Annotated in this window: 18 protein-coding genes; 13 read left to right on the top strand and 5 right to left on the bottom strand. The window is 56.9% G+C overall.

From position 1 onward, the window contains the following. Positions 1-35: 35 nt before the first annotated feature. From gluQRS to thpR, 4 genes are all read right to left on the bottom strand, one after another. Positions 36-926, bottom strand: coding sequence for a tRNA glutamyl-Q(34) synthetase GluQRS (gluQRS, locus tag V4835_RS19540; protein WP_331413338.1), 891 nt, complete (start codon positions 924-926; stop codon positions 36-38). A 59-nt stretch (positions 927-985) separates the two neighbouring features. After that, a complete protein-coding gene (dksA, locus tag V4835_RS19535; protein WP_001155232.1) occupies positions 986-1,441 on the bottom strand; it encodes an RNA polymerase-binding protein DksA in 456 nt (151 codons plus the stop codon). 176 nt (positions 1,442-1,617) lie between these two features. Beyond that, the gene (sfsA, locus tag V4835_RS19530) at positions 1,618-2,322 is read right to left on the bottom strand and encodes a DNA/RNA nuclease SfsA (protein ID WP_193941163.1); all 705 of its coding nucleotides are present in this window, start codon (positions 2,320-2,322) and stop codon (positions 1,618-1,620) included. Next, positions 2,312-2,866, bottom strand: a complete 555-nt coding sequence (gene thpR / locus V4835_RS19525; RefSeq protein WP_032649754.1) for an RNA 2',3'-cyclic phosphodiesterase — start codon at positions 2,864-2,866, stop codon at positions 2,312-2,314. The genes sfsA and thpR overlap by 11 nt, the downstream gene beginning before the upstream one ends. A 73-nt stretch (positions 2,867-2,939) precedes the next feature. Between thpR and hrpB the strand changes: the two genes are divergently transcribed. The 11 genes from hrpB (at position 2,940) to fhuB (ending at position 19,443) form a co-directional block, all read left to right on the top strand. Then, positions 2,940-5,369, top strand: coding sequence for an ATP-dependent helicase HrpB (gene hrpB / locus V4835_RS19520; RefSeq protein ID WP_331413333.1), 2,430 nt, complete (start codon positions 2,940-2,942; stop codon positions 5,367-5,369). A 178-nt stretch (positions 5,370-5,547) separates the two neighbouring features. Further along, complete coding sequence (gene mrcB, locus V4835_RS19515) at positions 5,548-8,073, top strand: bifunctional glycosyl transferase/transpeptidase (RefSeq protein WP_063145173.1); 2,526 nt, start codon at positions 5,548-5,550, stop codon at positions 8,071-8,073. A gap of 348 nt (positions 8,074-8,421) precedes the next feature. After that, positions 8,422-8,994 (top strand): fimbrial protein, encoded by a 573-nt coding sequence (locus tag V4835_RS19510; protein WP_331413331.1) that lies wholly within the window; start codon positions 8,422-8,424, stop codon positions 8,992-8,994. A 42-nt stretch (positions 8,995-9,036) separates the two neighbouring features. Beyond that, on the top strand, positions 9,037-9,750 hold the full coding sequence (locus V4835_RS19505; RefSeq protein WP_331413330.1) for a fimbrial biogenesis chaperone: 714 nt from the start codon (positions 9,037-9,039) through the stop codon (positions 9,748-9,750). Positions 9,751-9,770: 20 nt separating this feature from the next. Then, a complete protein-coding gene (locus V4835_RS19500) occupies positions 9,771-12,248 on the top strand; it encodes a fimbria/pilus outer membrane usher protein (protein WP_331413329.1) in 2,478 nt (825 codons plus the stop codon). A 12-nt stretch (positions 12,249-12,260) separates the two neighbouring features. Continuing rightward, positions 12,261-12,860 carry a hypothetical protein gene (locus V4835_RS19495; protein WP_331413328.1) on the top strand — a complete coding sequence of 200 codons (600 nt, stop codon included), beginning with the start codon at positions 12,261-12,263 and terminating at the stop codon, positions 12,858-12,860. Next, a complete protein-coding gene (locus tag V4835_RS19490; RefSeq protein ID WP_331413327.1) occupies positions 12,835-13,266 on the top strand; it encodes a fimbrial protein in 432 nt (143 codons plus the stop codon). Before V4835_RS19495 ends, V4835_RS19490 begins: the two co-directional genes overlap by 26 nt. A gap of 204 nt (positions 13,267-13,470) precedes the next feature. After that, a complete protein-coding gene (gene fhuA, locus V4835_RS19485; protein ID WP_063145177.1) occupies positions 13,471-15,726 on the top strand; it encodes a ferrichrome porin FhuA in 2,256 nt (751 codons plus the stop codon). Between the two features lie 50 nt (positions 15,727-15,776). Continuing rightward, positions 15,777-16,574 (top strand): Fe3+-hydroxamate ABC transporter ATP-binding protein FhuC, encoded by a 798-nt coding sequence (gene fhuC / locus V4835_RS19480; RefSeq protein ID WP_063145178.1) that lies wholly within the window; start codon positions 15,777-15,779, stop codon positions 16,572-16,574. After that, a complete protein-coding gene (fhuD, locus tag V4835_RS19475) occupies positions 16,574-17,464 on the top strand; it encodes a Fe(3+)-hydroxamate ABC transporter substrate-binding protein FhuD (RefSeq protein ID WP_331413325.1) in 891 nt (296 codons plus the stop codon). The genes fhuC and fhuD overlap by 1 nt, the downstream gene beginning before the upstream one ends. Further along, on the top strand, positions 17,461-19,443 hold the full coding sequence (gene fhuB / locus V4835_RS19470) for a Fe(3+)-hydroxamate ABC transporter permease FhuB (RefSeq protein WP_331413323.1): 1,983 nt from the start codon (positions 17,461-17,463) through the stop codon (positions 19,441-19,443). Before fhuD ends, fhuB begins: the two co-directional genes overlap by 4 nt. A gap of 84 nt (positions 19,444-19,527) precedes the next feature. Here the strand turns inward: fhuB and hemL are convergent, their stop codons facing one another. Next, positions 19,528-20,808 carry a glutamate-1-semialdehyde 2,1-aminomutase gene (gene hemL / locus V4835_RS19465; RefSeq protein WP_331413322.1) on the bottom strand — a complete coding sequence of 427 codons (1,281 nt, stop codon included), beginning with the start codon at positions 20,806-20,808 and terminating at the stop codon, positions 19,528-19,530. A gap of 177 nt (positions 20,809-20,985) precedes the next feature. Here hemL and clcA point away from each other — a divergent pair, with 177 nt between their 5' ends. Both clcA and erpA read left to right on the top strand, forming a co-directional pair. Then, the gene (gene clcA, locus V4835_RS19460; RefSeq protein ID WP_331413320.1) at positions 20,986-22,386 is read left to right on the top strand and encodes a H(+)/Cl(-) exchange transporter ClcA; all 1,401 of its coding nucleotides are present in this window, start codon (positions 20,986-20,988) and stop codon (positions 22,384-22,386) included. A gap of 79 nt (positions 22,387-22,465) precedes the next feature. Beyond that, a complete protein-coding gene (gene erpA, locus V4835_RS19455) occupies positions 22,466-22,813 on the top strand; it encodes an iron-sulfur cluster insertion protein ErpA (RefSeq protein ID WP_063145182.1) in 348 nt (115 codons plus the stop codon). The last annotated feature ends 9 nt before the right edge of the window (positions 22,814-22,822 follow it).

Raw genomic sequence — 22,822 nt, 5'->3', positions numbered from 1 at the left:
CTCGTAGTGTGTTTTGTTATGAAAAAAGCGGCTAATCATAGCTCAGCGCAACGCATTTGAGAATGCTGGATTTTTGGCACTGCCGCGAGCGTCCAGTTGGCAACGGCCATTTTCAGCAGTTCGTCAATACGCAGATCCTGCCATTCGTTGGTTACATTCTGGTTGAGAAATCGCAGCGCGTCGATCAAAACAGGACGCGGATCGCCGTCTGGCAGGGCCGGGGCGTGATTCTGCTTTGACAGTTTAAAGCCCTGTGCATTGACCGCCAGCGGCAGATGAATGTAGTCCGGTGCCGTCCAGCCAAACTGGTGATAGAGCGATATTTGTCGCACGGTCGGTTCGACCAGGTCTGCTCCGCGCACAATTTCCGTCACGCCCTGAAAACGATCGTCGACGACCACCGCCAGGTTATAGGCAAACAGACCATCACGGCGGTGAATAATAAAATCCTCGCGCGCCAGGCGTTCATCGGCATGAATCTCACCGGAGAGGAGGTCGGTAAAGCGCGTCACCGGGGAACGCTGCCGTATACGCACGGCGGCATTTTCCGGGGGATGGTTGAGCGTGCGGCAGTGGCCGTCATAGACGCCACCCACGCTCTGGATACGCGCGCGGGTGCAGGTGCAGTTATAGGACAGCCCCCGATCGCGAAGCCAGTCCAGACGTTCCCGATAAGCCTCGTGACGTTTTGACTGCCAGAGCACCTCGTCATCCCAGTGAAGACCGTAATGTTCCAGCTGACGCAGAATCGTCTCTGCAGCACCGGGAACTTCACGTGGAGGGTCAATATCTTCAATGCGTACGAGCCATTTTCCCAGGCGGGCGCGAGCCTGCAGGTAGCTGCCGAGCGCGGCAATTAATGAGCCGAAGTGTAATTCACCGGAAGGAGATGGCGCGAAGCGCCCTATATAGTGTGATTCAGACATATCAACAGTAACAAGGCGGGAGAGACTCCCGCCTTTGGAGTGTGTAAACAGCGCTGGTATTAACCGGCCATCTGTTTTTCGCGGATTTCGGCCAGCGTTTTACAGTCGATGCACAGATCGGCGGTTGGACGCGCTTCCAGGCGACGAATGCCGATTTCAACACCGCAGGATTCGCAGTAGCCAAAATCTTCGTCTTCGACTTTTTTCAGCGTTTTCTCGATCTTTTTGATCAGTTTGCGTTCGCGGTCACGGTTACGCAGTTCGAGGCTGAACTCTTCTTCCTGAGCGGCACGGTCTACCGGGTCCGGGAAGTTAGCAGCTTCATCCTGCATATGAGTAACGGTGCGATCGACTTCATCCCTGAGTTGATTACGCCATGCTTCAAGAATACGCTTGAAGTGCGACAGCTGGGCTTCGTTCATATACTCTTCGCCCGGCTTCTCTTGATACGGCTCCACCCCAGCGATGGCGAGAATACTCAGGGACGATGTTTTACGGTTTTGCCCTTCTTGCATGTTGCTTCTCCTTAACACGCACTATCGATCCCCGTGTTGGGGGAAAAATCAGGTCGCTATAAATAGCAGATGCTTTTCCGGATGGCAATTATCTAAACGTAACACTTGACAAGCCTGTGAGGAAAAGCGTATTTGCGCACGCGGCCAGAACACTTAATCGTCAATCGTCTAATCCCTTATAAGACAATGGGAAGAGAGGATCTCAGAGTCATATTATCGGCAGAAAGTTCCGCTTTATAAGCGAAAACCTCTACCCCCTGCTTTTGTGCCTCATTCAACAATTGCGCGTATTTAGGATCAATATGGCGGGCAGGGGAGAAACGTTCAATGGCTGAATGCAACACCGCAAACAGCAATACGGCGCGTTTGCCCGCCGCCGCAACACTCATTAGCTCTCGCAGATGCTTCTGGCCACGTAGCGTTACCGCATCCGGGAAGTAGCCATTTTCCTGTTCCGCTAACGTCACTGATTTCACTTCAATATAGCACTCCGGCCTGTCTTCCGCCTGTAACATGAAGTCAATTCTGCTGCCTTCATCGCCATATTTCACTTCACTTTTATGCGTGCCATATCCTACCAGTTCAGGAATTGTGCCATGGGTCAGTGCTTCCTTAACCAGTTGATTTGCGCGCAGGGTGTTAACGCAAATAAATGCCCCATTTTGGGTTTCGGTCATTTCCCAGGTATGGGCATATTTGCGTTTAGTATTTTCTGAGGTGGAATACCAGACCCTGTCACCCGGCGTCGCACAGCCCGTCATAGCACCGGTATTGGGGCAGTGCAGGGTGAGCTGTACCCCTTCGGGGGTGATCACGTCGGCGAGGAAGCGTTTGTAGCGTTGGATAAGCGTAGCGTGCTGCAGGGGAGGACTAAACTTCATCAGAATTCCTTTCGGTGTTGCCCAGCGTCCAGCGCTGTAACGGCGTATAGCGGGTGCGTCCCTGTGCAAAGACGGATTCGTAAAGCGCAAATCCGTTGACCGGAAAGGCCCAGTGAAAACCCGGCGGCGGGATGGCAACGGCCTGACCGGCATCGCGCAGCAGCGTGATATGTGGATGAAACGGCTGTGGGCTCTGATAACAGCCGCTGCGCGCCGCCTGCGCGCGCAGCATATTCGCCAGCTGCAATAATCCGCGCGGTGGCTGGCGCGTGCCCAGCCAGACCACGCGCGAACGCAGCCACTGACCCGCGTCGTCGAGGTGCAGCGTAAATTCCGGCTGGGCGATACGTCCGGCCATTGCGGCTAATGCCCGCTGCTTTTCGGCACTCACGTCGCCCAAAAAGGCCAGCGTCAGGTGCAGGTTGGCCGCCGCGACAGGGCGGCCTGCCTCCGGCGGGAAGCGATCGGCGCGCCAGCGAACAATTTGACGCTGTATCGCGGTGGGCAATTCAATGGCAAAAAACAGCCGTTTCGACTCAGGCATACGGAGGACTCGGTAATGATATGCGCCGATGCTACAATGTACGCCGACTAATGTTAACCCTCTGGAGCTGTTAGTGTCCTCATTGCCGGTCGCCGTTGTCCTTCCTGAGCTACTCGCTGCCTTACACCATGCCCCGCAGGTTTTGCTGAATGCCCCTACGGGCGCGGGCAAGTCCACCTGGCTGCCGCTGCAGATTCTGAAAGACGGAAATATCAGCGGGAAAATTATCCTGCTGGAGCCGCGCAGGCTGGCCGCGCGCAACGTGGCGCAGCGCCTGGCGGAACTGCTGAATGAAAAACCGGGCGAAACGGTAGGTTACAGGATGCGTGCCGAGACCTGCGTTGGCCCGACCACGCGTCTTGAAGTGGTCACCGAGGGCATTCTCACCCGAATGCTGCAAAACGATCCGGAGCTGAACGGCGTCGGGCTGGTGATCCTGGATGAATTTCACGAGCGCAGCCTGCAGGCGGATCTGGCCCTCGCCCTGTTGCTGGACGTGCAGCAGGGACTGCGCGACGATCTCCGTCTGCTTATCATGTCGGCCACGCTGGATAACGAGCGGCTACAACAGGCATTACCCGATGCGCCGGTCATCAGCTCAGAGGGGCGGGCGTTTCCGGTTGAACGCCGCTATCAACCGCTTCCCCCCCATCAGCGTTTTGACGAGGCCGTCGCCATTGCCACCGCTGAGCTGCTGCGCCAGGAGCCCGGTTCCCTGCTGCTGTTTTTGCCGGGCGTCGGTGAAATCCAGCGCGTGCAGGAGCAGCTTTCTACCCGCGTAGGCGGCGATGTGCTGCTTTGCCCGCTCTACGGCGCGTTGTCGCTACAGGATCAGCGTAAAGCCATCCTTCCAGCCCCGGTGGGGCAGCGCAAGGTGGTGCTGGCAACCAACATTGCTGAAACCAGTTTGACCATCGAAGGCATTCGTCTGGTGGTGGATAGCGCGCAGGAGAGGGTGGCAAGCTTTGACCCGCGTACCGGGCTGACTAAACTCCTGACGCAGCGCATTAGCCAGGCGTCGATGGTGCAGCGCGCGGGCCGTGCGGGGCGTCTTGAGCCGGGTATCTGCCTGCATTTGACCAGCGCGGAACAGGCTGAACGCGCAGCACAGCAAAGCACGCCGGAAATTTTACAAAGTGATTTGTCTGGCCTGGTGATGGATCTGCTGCAGTGGGGCTGCCCGAACCCTGAACAGCTCACCTGGCTTAATCCTCCGCCCGTCGTGAACCTCACCGCTGCGCGCACCCTGCTGACCCAGCTTGGCGCGCTGGAAGGCGAGCGTTTGACGGCGCGCGGCCAGAAAATGGCGGCGCTGGGCAACGATCCGCGTCTGGCCGCGATGCTGGTGGCCGCGCAAGGGGATGATGAAATTGCCACGGCGACAAAACTGGCGGCTATTCTTGAGGAGCCGCCTCGCGGCGGCAGCAGCGATCTGGGGCAGGCGTTTTCGCGCAGTCAGGGGAACTGGCAGCAGCGGGCGCAGCAGTTGTGCAAACGCCTGCATAGCCGGGGAGGATCGCCTGACAGCGATAAGATTGCCTTCCTGCTGGCACAGGCCTTCCCGGACAGGATTGCGCGCCGGCGCGGGCTGGACGGTCGCTACCAGCTGGCAAACGGCATGGGGGCGATGCTGGACAGCGATGATGCGCTGACGCGTCACGAATGGCTGATTGCCCCACTGTTGCTTCAGGGCAGTCATTCACCGGATGCGCGTATCCTGCAGGCGATTGCCGTAGAGATTGACGCCCTGACGCGTGCCTGTCCGCAGCTGCTTCAGCAATCTGATACCGTGGAATGGGATGACGCCCAGGGTACGCTGAAGGCGTTTCGTCGCAGCCAGATTGGAAAGTTGACGTTAGGGACGAAGCCGCTGGCGAAACCGTCGGAAGAAGAGCTCCATCAGGCCATGCTGAACGGCATTCGGGAAAAGGGGCTGAGCGCCCTGAACTGGACGCCGGAAGCCGAGCAGTACCGCATTCGTCTGCACTGCGCCGCGAAGTGGCTACCGGAATACGGTTGGCCTGCGGTGGATGATGAGACGCTGCTTGCTACGCTTGAGCACTGGTTACTGCCCCAAATGAGCGGCGTGCACTCCCTGCGAGCCCTTAAGGCGCTTGATGTTAAGACAGCGTTACAGAATTTACTGGACTGGTCATTACGTCAACGTCTGGATAGTGAACTGCCTGGGCATTACACTGTGCCGACCGGAAGCCGGATTGCCATCCGTTATCATGAGGATAATCCACCGGCGCTGGCGGTTCGGATGCAGGAGATGTTTGGTGAGGCCACCACGCCGTCCATTGCGGAAGGACGCGTGCCGTTAGTGCTTGAGCTGCTGTCCCCTGCGCATCGTCCATTACAAATCACCCGAGATTTGGGGGCGTTCTGGGCGGGAAGCTACCGTGAAGTGCAAAAAGAGATGAAGGGGCGATATCCCAAGCATGTCTGGCCGGACGATCCGGCGAATACGGCGCCGACGCGGCGAACGAAGAAATATTCGTGAAAGGGGAGTGCGGCCTGATGCCCTCACCCCAGCCCTCTCCCACGGGGAGAGGGAGAAAACACTAAAGACTTTCCTGACAGGAAAGTCTTGCTGTTTATTTTGAGAGATTTCTTCTTTCACAGGCCTGTGAAAGAAAAGAAAATCTGGCCTTTGCGCCTGAAAGTTGCGGAGAAAAAGCATGGCGGGGAATGACCGCGAGCCAATAGGACGTAAGGGAAAACCCACGCGTCCGGCGAAAGAAAAGGTAAGCCGTCGTCGCCTCAGAGATGAGGACTATGACGATGACTATGAAGACGATTATGAGGATGAAGAACCGATGCCGCGTAATGGAAAAGGCAAAGGGCGTAAGCCTCGGGGCAAGCGCGGCTGGTTCTGGCTGCTGCTGAAGCTGTTTATTGTTTTTGTTGTGCTGATGGCGATTTACGGCGTGTATCTGGATCAGAAGATCCGCAGCCGTATCGACGGTAAAGTCTGGCAGTTACCTGCGGCAGTATATGGCCGTATGGTGAACCTTGAGCCAGATATGTCCATCACTAAGAACGAGATGGTTAAACTGCTGGAAGCCACCCAGTATCGTCAGGTGTCAAAAATGACGCGGCCTGGCGAATTTACCGTGCAGTCAAACAGCATTGAGATGATCCGCCGTCCGTTTGATTTCCCGGACAGCAAAGAGGGGCAGGTGCGCGCGCGTCTGACCTTTGACGGCGATCGTCTGGACACCATCGAGAACATGGATAACAACCGTCAGTTCGGTTTCTTCCGTCTCGATCCGCGCCTGATCACCATGCTTTCGTCGGCAAACGGCGAGCAGCGCCTGTTCGTCGCGCGTAACGGCTTCCCGGATCTGCTGGTCGATACCCTGCTGGCAACCGAAGACCGTCACTTCTACGAGCACGATGGCATCAGCCTCTACTCGATTGGTCGTGCGGTGCTGGCTAACCTGACTGCCGGTCGCACCGTGCAGGGGGCGAGTACGCTGACTCAGCAGCTGGTGAAGAACCTGTTCCTCTCCAGCGAACGTTCTTACTGGCGTAAAGCGAACGAAGCCTACATGGCCGTGCTGATGGATGCGCGCTACAGCAAGGATCGTATCCTTGAGCTGTACATGAACGAGGTGTACCTCGGCCAGAGCGGCGATAACGAAATCCGCGGTTTCCCGCTGGCGAGCCTGTACTACTTTGGTCGTCCGGTGGAAGAGCTGAGCCTGGACCAGCAGGCGCTGCTGGTGGGCATGGTGAAAGGTGCGTCCATTTATAACCCGTGGCGTAACCCGAAACTGGCGCTGGAGCGTCGTAACCTCGTTCTGCGTCTGCTGCAGCAACAGCAGGTGATTGACCAGGAGCTGTACGACATGCTGAGCGCGCGTCCGCTTGGCGTTCAGCCGCGCGGCGGCGTGATTTCGCCTCAGCCTGCGTTTATGCAGCTGGTGCGTCAGGAGCTGCAAAGCAAGCTTGGCGATAAGGTCAAAGATCTCTCCGGCGTGAAGATCTTCACCACCTTTGACTCCGTTGCGCAGGATGCGGCAGAAAAAGCGGCGGTGGAAGGCATTCCGGCGCTGAAGAAGCAGCGTAAGCTCTCCGATCTTGAAACCGCGATGGTGGTGGTTGACCGTAACTCCGGCGAAGTTCGCGCCATGGTGGGCGGTGCCGAGCCGCAGTATGCAGGCTACAACCGCGCCATGCAGGCACGTCGCTCAATCGGCTCTCTGGCAAAACCGGCAACCTACCTTACTGCCCTGAGTCAGCCAAACCAGTATCGCCTGAATACCTGGATTGCGGATGCGCCGATCTCCCTGCGCCAGCCTAACGGCCAGGTCTGGTCACCGCAGAACGATGATAAACAGTTCAGCGGCCAGGTGATGTTAGTGGATGCGTTAACGCGCTCCATGAACGTGCCGACGGTGAACCTGGGCATGTCGCTGGGACTGCCAGCGATTGTCGATACCTGGCAAAAGCTGGGCGTGTCGAAAGATCAGCTGCACCCGGTGCCGGCGATGATCCTCGGCGCGCTTAACCTGACGCCGATCGAAGTCGCCCAGGCATTCCAGACCATTGCCAGCGGGGGCAACCGCGCACCGCTGTCTGCCCTGCGTTCGGTGATTGCCGAAGACGGATCCGTGCTGTATCAGAGCTTCCCGCAGGCGGAGCGTGCCGTTCCTGCTCAGGCCGCCTATATGACGCTGTGGACGATGCAGCAGGTTGTGCAGCGCGGTACCGGGCGTCAGCTGGGTGCGAAGTATCCGGGTCTGCATCTGGCGGGTAAAACCGGGACCACCAACAACAACGTCGATACCTGGTTTGCCGGTATCGACGGTCGTGAAGTGGTGATCACCTGGGTAGGGCGCGACAACAACCAGCCGACCAAACTGTACGGGGCGAGCGGGGCGATGTCGATTTACCAGCGCTATCTGGCCAATCAGTCCCCGGTGCCGCTGAACCTGGTTGCGCCGGAAGATATCGTGGATATGGGCGTGGACAGTTCCGGTAACTTTGTCTGCGGCGGCGGGATGCGTACCCTGCCGGTCTGGACGGCCAACCCGGACTCGCTGTGCCAGCAAAACCAGCCTGAACAGCCGACGGGCAATCCGTTCGATCAGTCTTCTCAGCCACAGCAGCCGCAGCAGCAACAGCCGCAGCAGCAGAATGAGAAGAAAGACAGCGATGGCGTAGCCGGCTGGATTAAGGACATGTTTGGCGGAAACTGATTAGTTTCCTGAATAGTAAAGCCGCTTAGTGATAAGCGGCTTTTTTTTTATCTTTACATTTGTTCTTATTTTAATTTTAGTAAATTTCTAATTAAGAATTATTAATGTGCGAAGTTTATTATGTTATTCAGTGTGTTGGCGTCTCTTTAGGCTATTTTACTCACCAGCCTGCTGGACACGATAAAGAATAATCTGATGTAATTGAACTCATGAATTTCACTTTCCTCATGGGATGTTCTTATTAATGAAATCCCGTGCCTAAGTGATATCAAATTTTACAGAGCATTCTGGCGAAAAGTATTTTTCCTAGGAATGGATTCCGTTATAACCATATATAAGGATGTTGTTATGAATAAGACAATTATTTCTTCTTTATTGGCCGGAAGTATTATGGCGGCTTTGTCGCTGCCGGCCTTTGCGGCGAATGATTCAGGTACGGTAAATTTCGCCGGAAAAATTGTGGCGGATACATGCGAGATCAATGTTGATGGTACAGGGAACAATACATCCACCGTCACATTCGCAGATACTTATCCTTCAGATTTTGGCATCGACGGTCAGGTCGGGACGTCTAACGCTTTTAAGATTGAAGTGCAAAAATGTGACCCGCTGGTCGCCAAACTGAACCTCAAGTTCAGCGGCACAACAACAGACGCTGCGTACAAGCGTTTGAAGAACGATCTCTCCGGCGCAGGCAACGCCACTAACGTTGGCATTATTGTCAGCAACGATAACGGTGCCAAAGGCGATGTGGTCTTCGACGGTTCAGTACCGGATGCCGGTACCGACGTGGCTAACGATGCGACCGGCGCAGCGGCTTCTGTCTTTAACTACACCGCGAAAGTGATTCAGGTCGGTGATACCGCGCCAACCGCGGGTCATTACTCCTCCTCAGCCACATTTGAGGTTGTCTATCGCTAAACAATGACTGGCAGCCTGAAAGGCTGCCTTCTGGAACGCTGTATGAAGACGTTATTTAAGTTGTTATGTGGTTGTTTAATTATCTCTTGCTGTTCAGTGCAGGCAAGCGTTGTTCTCGGTGGGACGCGAATTATTTATCCATCGAATAAATCTGAAATACAAATCGCGCTTAAAAATAAAGATCCTCATACGCGTTATCTGGTGCAAAGCTGGGTCAGTTATCCCAATGATGCAAAAGCCCCTTTTATTATTACGCCGCCTGTCTATAAGTTGCAGGAAAATCGTCAGACGCTGTTACACGTTATTTTCACCGGTGATAAAAACAGCCTGCCGGCAGACCGCGAATCACTGTTTCTGGCGAACGTGAAATCCGTCTCTGCACTCTCGCCCGAGCTGAAAGAGAAAAACACGCTGCAGTTCGCAATGAAAACGCGCCTGAAGCTTTTCTGGCGTCCCGCTCAGCTGAAGGAAGCCGATGCGCTGGGGGCCTATGAAAAAATCACGTTCCAGCGTCAGGGTGACTCGCTCGTCGCAAACAACCCCACGCCTTTTTACGTCTCTTTTGGCGAACTGGCCGTTGGCGGGAAAAGTGTACCGGTCAAAGAGACCAAAACTACGCCGGGTGCCATTTCAATGATGGTTGCACCGTTTAGCAAGCAGAGTTTCGCGATACCAAAAGCGGCAAATGGCGCGGTCACCTGGACGGCTATCAATGATTTCGGCGCCCAGACTCCTCAACGCAAGCAGGCCCTTTAAATCGATCATGTTGGTAAGTTATGTCGTCATCTTTACATCACAAACAGGTACTGTCCGGGATCGCGCTGGCGCTGCTCGCCGCGATCCAGCCTGTCAGTGCGGATGACGAATTCAACCTGCGGATCCTTGAACTGGATACTCCTCTCGAAAATACCGCCACGCTCAAAAACTTCATAAGTGATAACGGGTTACTTGCGGGGAGCTACCCTACGACGATCGTGTGGGATCGGGACGTGCTGGATATACGTACGCTCACCTATGTGCTTTCTGACGACAAACAGCATCTCCTGCCGGAGCTCACCAAAGCGGACCTGCGGGAATACGGCGTGAAAGTCGACACGATCCCGGATTTGAAAGAACTGGGCGACGAGGCTTACGTTCGGGATATCTCTCATTTCATTGAAAATGCACGCTACGATTACGATCAAGATAACCAGACCCTGAAGCTGGTCATTCCGCAGATCTACCGCGATCGCGCCGCCGCCGGAGCGATTAACCCGAAATTCTGGGATGACGGCGCGCCTGCCGCCTGGACAAGCTATCAGCTCAGCGGTTCTCAGCAGCACTATAGCTCGGGCAACACGTCTTCAACCTGGCTTGGTCTGGCGTCGGGGGTGAATCTTGGCGCGTGGCGACTGCGCAATAACAGCACCTGGAGCGACGCTTCCGGCTGGGAGGCCATCGCCAGTACTTTACAACGTGATATCAAAACGTTGAAAAGCCAGCTGGAGATGGGTCAGACGTATACCAATGGCGAGCTTTTTGACAGCGTCCAGATGACCGGCGTGAAGCTGGAAACGGACACCGCGATGCTGCCCGCCAGCCAGCAAGGCTTTGCGCCTGTTGTGCGCGGTATTGCGAATAGCGACGCGAAAGTCACCATCAAGCAAAATGGCTACACCATTTATCAAACAAACGTCTCGCCGGGGCCTTTTGAGATCCGCGACTTAAGCCAGGTGACTTCCGGAGCCGATCTGGAAGTCACCGTCGAAGAGGCGGATGGCAGCGAGCACAGCTTCATTCAGGCTAGCGCGTCGGTACCGGTATTGCAGCGAGAAGGCGGTTTTAAGTATTCGCTGGCAGCAGGCCGCTATCGCGGTAACGAAGGTGAAGATGAACCCACCTTTGCGCAAGGTACGGCTATCTATGGATTGCCTTACGGCGTGACGGTTTATACCGGCGCGCTGGGAGCGTCGCTGTATCGTGCGCTGCTGCTGGGGCTTGGTGCCGATCTGGGGCACTTCGGCTCCGCTTCTGTCGATCTCACGGCTGCGCGTACTGCGTTTGATGACGGGCGTGACGATGCCAGCGGATTATCGTGGCGGGCACAGTACTCAAAAGATATCCCTGACACGGATACGACCGTCACGCTTGCAAGCTACCGCTACTCTACCTCAGGGTTTTATACCTTTCAGGAGGCTATCGATCGGCGAGACAGCGAGATCGACGACGGTATTTATACCTACCGCAGAACCAACAACCGCCGTAGCCGTATGCAGCTAAATCTTTCCCAGCGCATTTCAGACTGGGGCTCGGCGTATCTCAACGGCTATCAGCAGGATTACTGGGACATGGACGGCCATGAGCGTAGCGTCAGCGCAGGGTTGAGCTCCAGCTGGCGCGATATTACCTGGTCGATAAGCTATAACCTGACCCGCACGCCGAACGCCGATACCGACCGGCAAATGGCGTTGACGGTCAACATTCCGTTCTCAAAGTGGCTGCCTGATGCCTGGGCAACCTACAGCGCTAACACCGCCAGCGGTGGGTATGTCTCGCATCAGGTCGGGCTCGGCGGTACCGCGCTGGAGGACAATAAGCTGAGCTACAACCTTCAGCAGACCTATGCCAATCAGAACACGGGCTACGGCGGCAGCCTGTCCGGGCGTTACCGTGGGGCTTCCGGTGAGGTGGGGATGGGCTACAGCTACGGCGGCGATAATCGACAGTGGAACTACAGCGCGCAGGGGGCGATCGTTGCCCACGAGCATGGTGTGACGCTGGGGCAGCCTGTGCGCGATGCTTTCGCGATTGTCCATATCAAGGATGGCGACAACGTTAAAGTTCAGAACGGGCGTGGAATTTATACCGATGCATTTGGCAATGCGATTGTTCCCTCCCTGACGGCCTACCGGCACAACGCCATCACGGTAAATACGCAAGAGCGGGAAGATATCGATATCGAAGCGGCAACGAAGGATCTTGTCCCCACGAAAGGCGCAGCGATGCATGCCACGTTTGATGCGCGCGTTGGACGGCGAGCCCTGGTGACCTTGCGCTACGCGGGTAAGCCCGTTCCGTTTGGCGCGTTGGTGGCGCTGGATAACTCCACTGCCATCGTCGGGGATGACGGTGAGGTTTACCTGACAGGCATACACGGCAAAACGACGTTTAGCGTGCAGTGGGGAGAAGAGGGCGGCCAACAATGCGAGGGGACGCTGGACGTCCCTACAGAGGGGTCTGCGGGGATCGTCAACGCAACGGTTAACTGCCATTAACAGAGGTATTCCATGAGTCAGCGATGTTCAGTTAAAACGTTTCTTTTATCGGCGCTGCTCTTGCTTACGGGCGCATTTTTCCATCTGGCCCGGGCAGGCTGTACCTTTAACGGCAAAGCTGACGTGGATGCCGTGGTGACGTTTCAACTTCCTCCGGTGATTATTATTGCCCCCGACACGCCGGTCGGCACCGTGATTTACGATGCCAGCGTTGAAAGTAAAGAGGTGTTAATAGACTGCAACGGAGATGAGTATATTCGGCGCGGGTATCTGGCGCTGTCAGATGATGACGCGCGCGAAGATGTTTTACCTGGGGTATATCAAACCAACGTGCCGGGCATTGGCATCCGTTCGGCTTCGTCAACCGAGCAGTTTCCCAGCTATCTCGAAGAGAATCTTACACGTCCTATGCACTATGTGGGATCAACACATGGTTCTTCGCAGAGTAAATCGACGTTTCGCGCAGCTGCGCAACTGGTGGTAACAGGCGATATTCAGGATGGTGACCTGGATACCTCGCTGTTAACGTCGGTGGATATTCTGGGCAACACGGTGATTGGCGAAATGCGGTATTCCCCCCACCAGCGTGCGCATCACCACCAACACCTGTAATCTGGTAGACCGTAACATTTATGTTCCGCTGAAGACCGTCAATACCCGTGATTTCGACGGGCAGTATTCCGACATACTGACTGACAGCCGTTTTAAGATTGAAATAACCGATTGTGCTGCGGGAACGAAAGTTGATTATCAGTTCACCAGCGCCGGTTCTACCGGAGTGACGAACGGCAATATTCTAGGTATCGCAACCGGAGATTCCGCCGCCGCAGGTGTCGGCATCCAAATTCTCGATAAGAACAATACGGTGCTACAGTTTGACCAGAACTACACGGCGATAACCAGTACGCAGGACAAGGTTCCCGTCGAAATCCCCCTCAAGGCGCGCTACGTCAAAACGGGGGAGGTTAAAGCGGGCAAAGTCGATTCCGTCGCCACGTTCGAGGTGTTTTACCGTTAATCCTCTCAGCCCGTTTCGGCGGGCTTTAGCGAACATTTCGCTAACCTCATTAACCCTCTCTTTTCATCTGGTTAATTCTTAAACCCTTAAATCTTGTAGGGCCGCTTACTGCTTGCTATGCAACCAGCGTTTCGCATATTATTCTGGCGCTCATAATAATAATTCTCGTTTACGTTATCATTCACTTTTCCATCAGAGAACAACATGGCGCTTTTCAATACAGCTCAGCCTATTAACACGTCGCGACGTAAAATCGCGGTCGTTGTCGCCACAGCGGTTGCCGGCATGTCTGCTTATGGACATGCGGCCGAAGCCCCGAAAAAAGAAGAAACCATTACGGTAACAGCAGCACCTGCGGCGCAGGAAAGCGCCTGGGGGCCTGCTGCGACTATCGCCGCAAGGCAATCCGCGACCGGGACCAAAACGGATACCCCGATTCAAAAAGTTCCTCAGTCTATTTCTGTGGTCACGGCCGAAGAGATGGCGCTGCATCAGCCGCGCTCGGTGAAAGAAGCCCTAAGCTACACGCCGGGCGTTGCGGTAGGCACGCGCGGTGCGTCTAATACCTATGACTATTTGATTATTCGCGGCTTTGCGGCGGATGGTCAGACGCAGAATAACTACCTCGACGGCATGAAAATGCAGGGGAACTTCTATAACGACGCGGTGATTGATCCTTATATGCTGGAGCGCGCCGAGATCTTGCGCGGTCCGGTTTCCGTTCTGTACGGTAAAAGCAGCCCAGGCGGTTTGCTGAACATGGTCAGTAAGCGCCCAACAACCGAGCCGCTGAAAGAGATCCAGTTCAAAGTCGGCACGGACAGCCTGTTCCAGACCGGGTTCGACTTTAGCGATGCAATTGACGATGACGGCGTTTACTCTTACCGCTTAACGGGTGTGGCACGTTCAAATAATTCCCAGCAGGAAGGTAAGGGCGAGCAGCGTTACGCCATCGCGCCATCTTTCTCCTGGCGTCCGGATGACAAAACCACCTTCACGTTCCTCTCCTACTTCCAGAACGAGCCTGAAACGGGTTATTACGGCTGGCTGCCAAAAGAGGGGACGGTTGATCCGCTGCCGAACGGCGATCGTCTGCCGACGAACTTCAACGAAGGCGCGAAGAACAATACCTATTCCCGTAACCAGAAAATGGTGGGATACAGCGTCGACCACGAGTTCAACGATACCTTTACCGTGCGTCAGAACCTGCGCTATGCGCAGAATAAGACCTCGCAAAACAGCGTTTACGGCTACGGTATGTGTTCCGATCCGCTCTATTCGAGTAATCCGGCATCCAGCCCTTGCGCGAGCGTTCCTCAGTCGCAGTGGGGTCATACGCTGACTCGCCAGTATGTGATCGATAACGAGAAGCTGGAAAACTTTACTGTTGATACGCAGTTGCAGAGCAAGTTCGCGACGGGTTCACTCGATCATACTCTGCTGACGGGTGTGGATTTCATGCGCATGCGTAATGACATCGACTCGTGGTTCGGTTATGCCGGTTCCGTTGCGCCATCTGATATCTATAACCTCGATCGTAGCGATTTCGATTTCGGTTCACATCCTGGACCGTCAGGTGCCTATCAGGTGTTGAACAAGCAAAAACAGACCGGCGTTTACGCTCAGGATCAGATTGAGTGGGACAAAGTCCTGGTAACCCTGGGCGGTCGTTATGACTGGGCCGATCAGGAATCCTACAACCGCGTGACGAACACCACCTCCAAACGTGATGATACCCAGTTCACCTGGCGCGGTGGCGTTAACTATCTGTTTGATAACGGCGTAACCCCGTACTTTAGCTACAGCGAATCGTTTGAACCGGCTTCGCAGAGCGATGCCCAGGGCAAGCTGTTCGCGCCGTCTAAAGGCAAACAGTACGAAGCGGGCGTGAAATACGTGCCGAACGATCGTCCGATCGTCGTCACCGGCGCGTTGTACCAGCTGACCAAAACCAACAACCTGATGGCGGACCCGGCGGGCTCCTTCTTCTCGGTTCAGGGCGGTGAAATCCGCGCGCGTGGCGTAGAGGTGGAAGCGAAGGCGGCTCTGTCTGCGAGCGTTAACCTGGTGGGTTCTTATACCTATACCGATGCGGAATACACCACGGACACCACCTACAAAGGCAACACGCCAGCTCAGGTGCCAAAACACATGGCATCGCTGTGGGGCGATTACACCCTGTTTGACGGTGCGCTGTCTGGTCTGACGCTGGGTACCGGCGTGCGTTACACGGGTTCAAGCTATGGCGATCCGGCGAACTCCTTCAAGGTGGGCAGCTACACCGTTGTCGATGCGCTGGTCAGATACGATCTGGCACGCGTTGGCATGGCGGGCTCAAACGTGGCGCTGCATGTGAACAACCTGTTCGATCGCGAGTACGTTGCCAGCTGCTTCAATACCTACGGCTGCTTCTGGGGTGCTGAACGTCAGGTTGTTGCCACCGCGACCTTCCGCTTCTAATCTCTCTTCGGGCACGGTTCGCCGTGCCCTTTTTATTTAAGTTGGCTGATATGCAGGATATTCAAACGCAACCCGACACCACCTTTACGCTCAACCATCTCTCCTTTCGCGTACCCGGGCGCACGCTGCTGCATCCGCTCTCTCTGACGTTCCCTGCCGGTAAAGTGACGGGCCTGATTGGTCACAACGGTTCCGGTAAATCCACGCTGCTCAAGATGCTGGGGCGCCATCAGCCGCCTTCAGAAGGCGATATTCTGCTGGATGACCAACCGCTGGAGAGCTGGAGCAGTAAAGCCTTTGCCCGCAAAGTGGCCTATCTGCCGCAGCAGCTGCCGCAGGCGGAAGGGATGACGGTGCGTGAGCTGGTGGCGATTGGGCGTTATCCGTGGCACGGGGCGCTTGGGCGCTTCGGCGTCGCCGACAGAGAGAAAGTGGAAGAGGCAATTGCGCTGGTCGGGCTAAAGCCGCTGGCGCACCGTCTGGTGGATAGTCTGTCCGGCGGCGAACGTCAGCGCGCGTGGATTGCGATGCTGGTGGCGCAGGACAGCCGCTGTCTGCTGCTGGATGAACCGACCTCAGCGCTGGATATTGCGCATCAGGTCGACGTCCTGGCGCTGGTGCATCGCCTGAGCCAGCAGCGTGGTCTGACGGTCATTGCGGTCCTGCACGATATCAACATGGCCGCGCGTTATTGTGACTACCTCGTCGCGCTGCGCGGGGGCGAGATGATTGCCCAGGGCACACCGTCTGAGCTGATGCGCAGCGAAACGCTGGAACATATTTACGGTATTCCGATGGGTATTCTGCCTCACCCGGCCGGGGCTGCACCGGTGAGCTTTGTCTACTGATGCTGGATAACGCTCGCATTAGCCGCCGTCGCCTGCTGACGGCGATGGCGCTCTCACCGCTGCTGTTAAAAATGAATACGGCGCGTGCCGCCGCCGTCGATCCGCACCGTATTGTGGCCCTGGAGTGGCTGCCGGTCGAGCTGATGATGGCGCTTGGCGTCACGCCCTATGGCGTAGCGGACATTCCTAACTATAACCTCTGGGTGAACGAGCCGAAGCTGCCGGACTCGGTGATCGACATCGGCCTGCGTACGGAGCCAAACCTTGAACTGCTCACCCAGATGAAACCCTCGTTCATGTTCTGGTCAGCGGGCTATGGTCCGTCAGAGGAGATCATGGCGCGCATTGCGCCAGGACGTGGATTCGCCTTCAGTGACGGTAAAAAACCGCTGGCTATGGCGAAAAACTCGATTAACGAGATGGCGCGTTTCCTCAACCGAGAGGTCGAGGCCAAAAAGCATCTCGACGAATTTGATGCCCTGATCGACTCCCTGAAGCCACGCTTTGCCAACCGGGGCGATCGTCCGCTGCTGATGGTGACGCTGCTGGATGCCCGCCATATGCTGGTCTTCGGTAAAAACTGTCTTTTCCAGGAAGTGCTCGACAGCTTCGGCATTCGCAACGCCTGGGAAGGGGAGATGACGTTCTGGGGAAGTACTGCCGTGGGTATCGATCGTCTGGCGGCGTTTCGCGACGTCGACGTGCTGTGCTTCGATCACGGCAACGAACGCGACATGCAAACCCTGATGGCGACTCCGCTCTGGCAGGCGATGCCGTTTGTGCGCGAGCAGCGCTTCCAGCGCGCCCCGGCGGTCTGGTTCTACGGTGCGACGCTGTCGGCCATGCATTTTGCCCGCGTGCTGGATAACGCCCTGGGAGGTAAAGCATGAGTACGCGTATCGCCCGCTTCCCGGCGCTGCTGTTATCCCTGATTTTTTTGGTTGCGCTGGTATTAACCGGGTTCAACCTCTCGACGGCATTACCCCGCGCGCAGTGGGGGGCCGCTCTGGCCTCGCCGGATATCGACAATATTCAGCAGATGCTGTTCCACTACAGCCTGCTGCCGCGTCTGGCGATCTCCCTTTTAGTCGGCGCCGGTTTAGGGCTGGTTGGCGTGCTGTTCCAGCAGGTTTTGCGTAACCCGCTGGCAGAGCCAACCACGCTCGGCGTCGCGACCGGCGCACAGCTTGGGATCACCATCACCACGCTGTGGGCGCTGCCGGGAGCGTTAACCTCGCAGTTTGCGGCACTCGCGGGGGCGTGCGCGGTGGGCGCGCTGGTCTTTGGCGTGGCCTGGGGCAAGCGCCTTTCTCCGGTAACGCTTATCCTGGCCGGGCTGGTGGTGAGCCTCTACTGTGGCGCGATTAACCAGCTGCTGGTGCTGTTCCACCACGATCAGCTGCAAAGCATGTTCCTGTGGAGTACCGGCACGCTCACCCAGACCGACTGGAGCATTGTGCAGCGCCTGTGGCCGCAGCTGGCTGGCGGTGTTGTGTTGACGCTGCTGCTCTTGCGTCCCCTGACGCTTATGGGGCTGGATGATGGCGTGGCGCGTAACCTGGGGCTGGCGCTGTCGCTGGCTCGCCTGGCGGCGCTGACGCTGGCGATTGTATTGAGTGCCCTGCTGGTGAACGCGGTCGGCATCATCGGGTTTATTGGCCTGTTTGCGCCACTGCTGGCGAAAATGCTCGGGGCGCGTCGTTTACTGACGCGTCTGATGCTGGCACCGCTGATTGGGGCGCTGATCCTCTGGCTTTCCGATCAGCTTATTCTCTGGCTGGCGCAGGTCTGGAGGGAAGTATCCACCGGCTCTGTGACCGCGCTTATCGGGGCGCCGCTGCTGCTGTGGCTGCTCCCGCGCCTGCGCAGCATGAGCGCGCCGGCGATGGACGCGGGCGATAAAGTTTACGCTGAACGTCAGTCGGTTCTGTGGTTTAGCCTTGCCGGTCTGGCGGTACTGATGATTGCCTCGTTCGCGGCGCTCTCATTCGGACGCGATGCCTCGGGCTGGCACTGGGCAACGGGTGATTTACTCAATGAACTGCTGCAGTGGCGCTGGCCGCGTATCTTCGCTGCGCTGATCGCAGGGGTAATGCTGGCGGTGGCGGGGTGCATTATTCAGCGTCTGACCGGCAACCCGATGGCGAGCCCTGAAGTGCTTGGGATCAGCTCTGGCGCCGCCTTTGGCGTGGTGCTGATGCTGTTCTTTGTGCCGGGCAATGCGTTTGGCTGGCTGATGCCTGCCGGCAGTATCGGCGCGGCAGCCACGCTGATGATTATCCTGATAGCCGCCGGTCGCGGCGGGTTTTCGCCGCACCGCATGCTGCTGGCCGGGATGGCGCTCAGTACCGCATTTACGATGCTGCTGATGATGCTGCAGGCCAGCGGCGATCCGCGTATGGCGAAGATCCTGACCTGGATTTCCGGCTCGACGTACAACGCCACCGGCAGCCAGGTAATCTGGTCCGGGATGGTGATGCTCGTGCTGCTGGCGATGGTGCCGCTGTGCCGCCGCTGGATGACCATTCTGCCGCTTGGCGGTGAAACCGCACGTGCGGTGGGAATGGCGCTGACGCCAGCCCGTGTGGCCTTGCTGCTGCTGGCGGCGTGCCTGACGGCTGTGGCAACCCTGACGATTGGGCCGCTGAGTTTTGTCGGATTAATGGCGCCGCACATTGCCAGAATGATGGGATTCCGCCGGACGATGCCGCATATCGTGATGTCGGCCCTGACGGGCGGGGTGATGCTGGTGTTCGCGGACTGGTGCGGAAGAATGGTGCTGTTCCCGTATCAGATCCCGGCGGGTCTGCTGTCGACCTTTATCGGTGCGCCGTACTTTATTTATCTGTTGAGAAAGCAGAGCCGGTAGTCAGGTGCGGCCTGATACCCTCTCCCACGGGGAGAGGGAGAACATCGTAGGCCGGGTAAGCGTTAGCGCCACCCGGCAATGCCCTTAGAGCTTCGCAAACACCTTACGCGCCGCGTCGATGGTGTTGTTGATATCTTCTTCGCTGTGCGCCACGGACATAAAGCCCGCTTCGAACGCGGAAGGCGCCAGGTACACGCCTTCTTCCAGCATCAGGTGGAAGAAGCGCTTGAAGCGTTCAACGTCGCACTTCACCACGTCCTGATAGCAGGTCACGGTTTTCGCATCGGTGAAGAAAATCCCGAACATGCCGCCCACGTGGTTAACCACCAGAGGGATGCCGGCCTCTTCTGCGGCTTCCAGCAGACCGTTTGCCAGCCGCGTCGTCAGGTCGGTCAGGGTTTCGTGAATACCCGGCTGAGCCACTTCGGTCAGGCAGGCAAAGCCCGCAGCCATGGCGATAGGGTTACCGGAGAGCGTGCCCGCCTGGTAAACCGGGCCGGTTGGCGCCAGGGCTTCCATCACGTCCTTACGCCCACCGAATGCACCCACAGGCATACCGCCGCCGATGATTTTACCGAGGCAGGTCAGGTCCGGCTCAACGCCGTAGTAAGACTGGGCACCCGCCAGCGCTACGCGGAAGCCGGTCATCACTTCATCGATGATCAGCAGCGCGCCGAACTCATCGCACAGGGCGCGCAGGCCCGGCAGGAACTCGGGCTGCGGTGGGATGCAGTTCATGTTGCCCGCAACCGGCTCAACGATGATGCAGGCGATCTCCTGCGGATACTGCTCGAACGCCGCGCGAACGGTAGCAAGATCGTTGTAGGTGCAGGTCAGGGTGTGCTTCGCGAAATCTGCCGGTACGCCAGGTGAGTTTGGCTGGCCAAGCGTCAGCGCGCCGGAACCGGCTTTCACCAGCAGGCAGTCTGCATGGCCGTGGTAGCAGCCTTCAAACTTGATGATCTTGTCACGGCCAGTGAAGCCGCGTGCCAGGCGGATGGCGCTCATGGTGGCTTCGGTACCGGAGTTCACCATGCGTACCATGTCCATGGTGGGCACCAGTTCGGTCACCAGCTCCGCCATTTTCACTTCCATTTCGGTTGGCGCGCCGAAGCTCAGGCCGCGCTGGGCGGCTTCGATTACCGCGTTACGAATCGCCGGGTGGTTGTGGCCCAGCACCATCGGGCCCCAGGAACCCACATAATCGATATAGGCTTTGCCATCGACATCATACAGATACGCGCCGTCAGCACGTTCGATAAACAGCGGCGTACCGCCCACGCCGGTGAAGGCGCGCACAGGTGAGTTCACGCCACCCGGAATAAGCTCGCGGGCTGCACTGTAGAGGTTTTCAGACTTGCTCATGGCGTCGTTCCTGGTTCGTATAAAATGATTAAGCCCACTATTCTAAGTGATTCGGGGAAGGTTATGAAATTTTTGCCCCATTAATGCATAAACAATTGTTAAGGATTTTTCACGGGACGGCGCGACTGTCTCTGGTAAAATCCTCGCGGCTTTTTGTGTGACGAATAAGAACAGGACATGAAATCAGATTCTCCGTCTTTTGAAGAACAACAGTTTACGCGCGCCCAGCACCGAATCAGTATTCGGCGGCTGCTCAATCGCGATAAAACGCCGCTGGCGATCCTGCTGGCCGCTGCCGTGGTGGGGACTCTCGCGGGTCTGATTGGCGTGGCGTTTGAAAAAGCGGTTAATGCCGTACTCAACTGGCGAGTGGGCACCGTGGCCGGTTTCGCCGATAGCGAATGGCTGGTCTGGGTGTGGGCATTCGGGCTGTCTGCGCTGTTTGCCATGGTGGGGTATTTTCTGGTGCGTAAATTCGCGCCGGAGGCGGGTGGATCGGGCATCCCGGAAATTGAAGGTGCGCTGGAGGAGCTGCGTCCGGTGCGCTGGTGGCGGGTGATTCCGGTTAAATTCATCGGCGGCATGGGTACGTTGGGCGCGGGCATGGTACTTGGCCGGGAAGGGCCCACGGTACAGCTGGGGGGGAACGTCGGCCGCATGGTGGGCGATCTCTTTCGGATGCGAAGCGCCGAAGCGCGCCATACGCTGCTGGCAACCGGCGCGGCGGCGGGGCTTTCAGCCGCGTTTAACGCGCCGCTGGCGGGCATTTTGTTTATCATCGAAGAGATGCGCGCGCAGTTTCGCTACAACCTGATCTCGATTAAAGCGGTGTTTACCGGCGTTATTATGTCGAGCATCGTGTTTCGCATCTTTAATGGCGAGGGCGCGGTCATTGAGGTGGGTAAACTGACCAACGTGCCGGTCAATACCCTGTGGCTTTACCTGATCCTCGGCATGATTTTTGGCGTGGTGGGGCCGCTGTTTAACACCTTTATCCTGCGCGCTCAGGATATGTTCCAGCGCATTCACGGCGGGAACACCACGAAATGGGTGCTGATGGGCGGTCTGCTGGGCGGAATGTGTGGCGTACTCGGGTTTATTGAGCCGAATGCCGCAGGCGGCGGGTTCGGGCTGATTCCCATTGCGGCGGCGGGGAATTTCAGCGTGGGTCTGCTGCTGTTTATGTTTATTTCAAGAGTCATCACGACGGTGCTGTGCTTCTCCTCCGGCGCGCCCGGTGGGATTTTCGCCCCGATGCTGGCGCTGGGGACATTGCTGGGCACCGCGTTTGGCATGGCGGCTGAAGCGGGGTTTCCCGCCTATCATCTTGACGCCGGGACCTTTGCCATCGCCGGAATGGGGGCGCTGCTGGCCGCATCCCTGCGTGCGCCGTTGACCGGGATCGTGCTGGTGCTGGAGATGACGGACAATTACCAGCTCATTTTGCCAATGATCATTACCTGTCTCGGCGCGACACTATTGGCCCAGTTCCTGGGTGGAAAACCGCTATACTCCACCATCCTTGCGCGTACCCTGGCAAAACAAGAGGCTGAGCGGGCCGCCACGCAGAATACTTGAATGAATTACCAGGGTATTAGATAATGAGATAAAGAATTGGGTGAATTTTACCCAATAGCAGTATTCATGGGAGCATAAGATGAGTGATGACGTAGTAGCTGTACCGCTCGAATTTACCGAAGCAGCAGCCAAAAAAGTGAAAGTCCTGATTGCTGACGAAGACAATCCGGATCTGAAACTGCGTGTCTATATTACCGGTGGCGGCTGCAGCGGCTTCCAGTATGGTTTTACCTTTGACGATCAGGTTAACGATGGCGATATGACTATCGAGAAACAGGGCGTCGCGCTGGTGGTTGACCCGATGAGCCTGCAGTATCTGGTGGGTGGTTCGGTGGATTACACTGAAGGTCTGGAAGGTTCGCGCTTTGTGGTGACCAACCCGAATGCGACAAGCACCTGCGGGTGTGGTTCTTCGTTCAGTATTTAAGCGGGTGCG

The sequence above is a fragment of the Enterobacter cloacae complex sp. CARB60 genome (assembly GCF_036487345.1).
Classification (GTDB): Bacteria; Pseudomonadota; Gammaproteobacteria; order Enterobacterales; family Enterobacteriaceae; genus Enterobacter; species Enterobacter asburiae_D.
The sequence above is the reverse complement of the archived record's forward strand: the minus strand, read 5'-3'. Positions and strand labels throughout refer to the sequence as shown.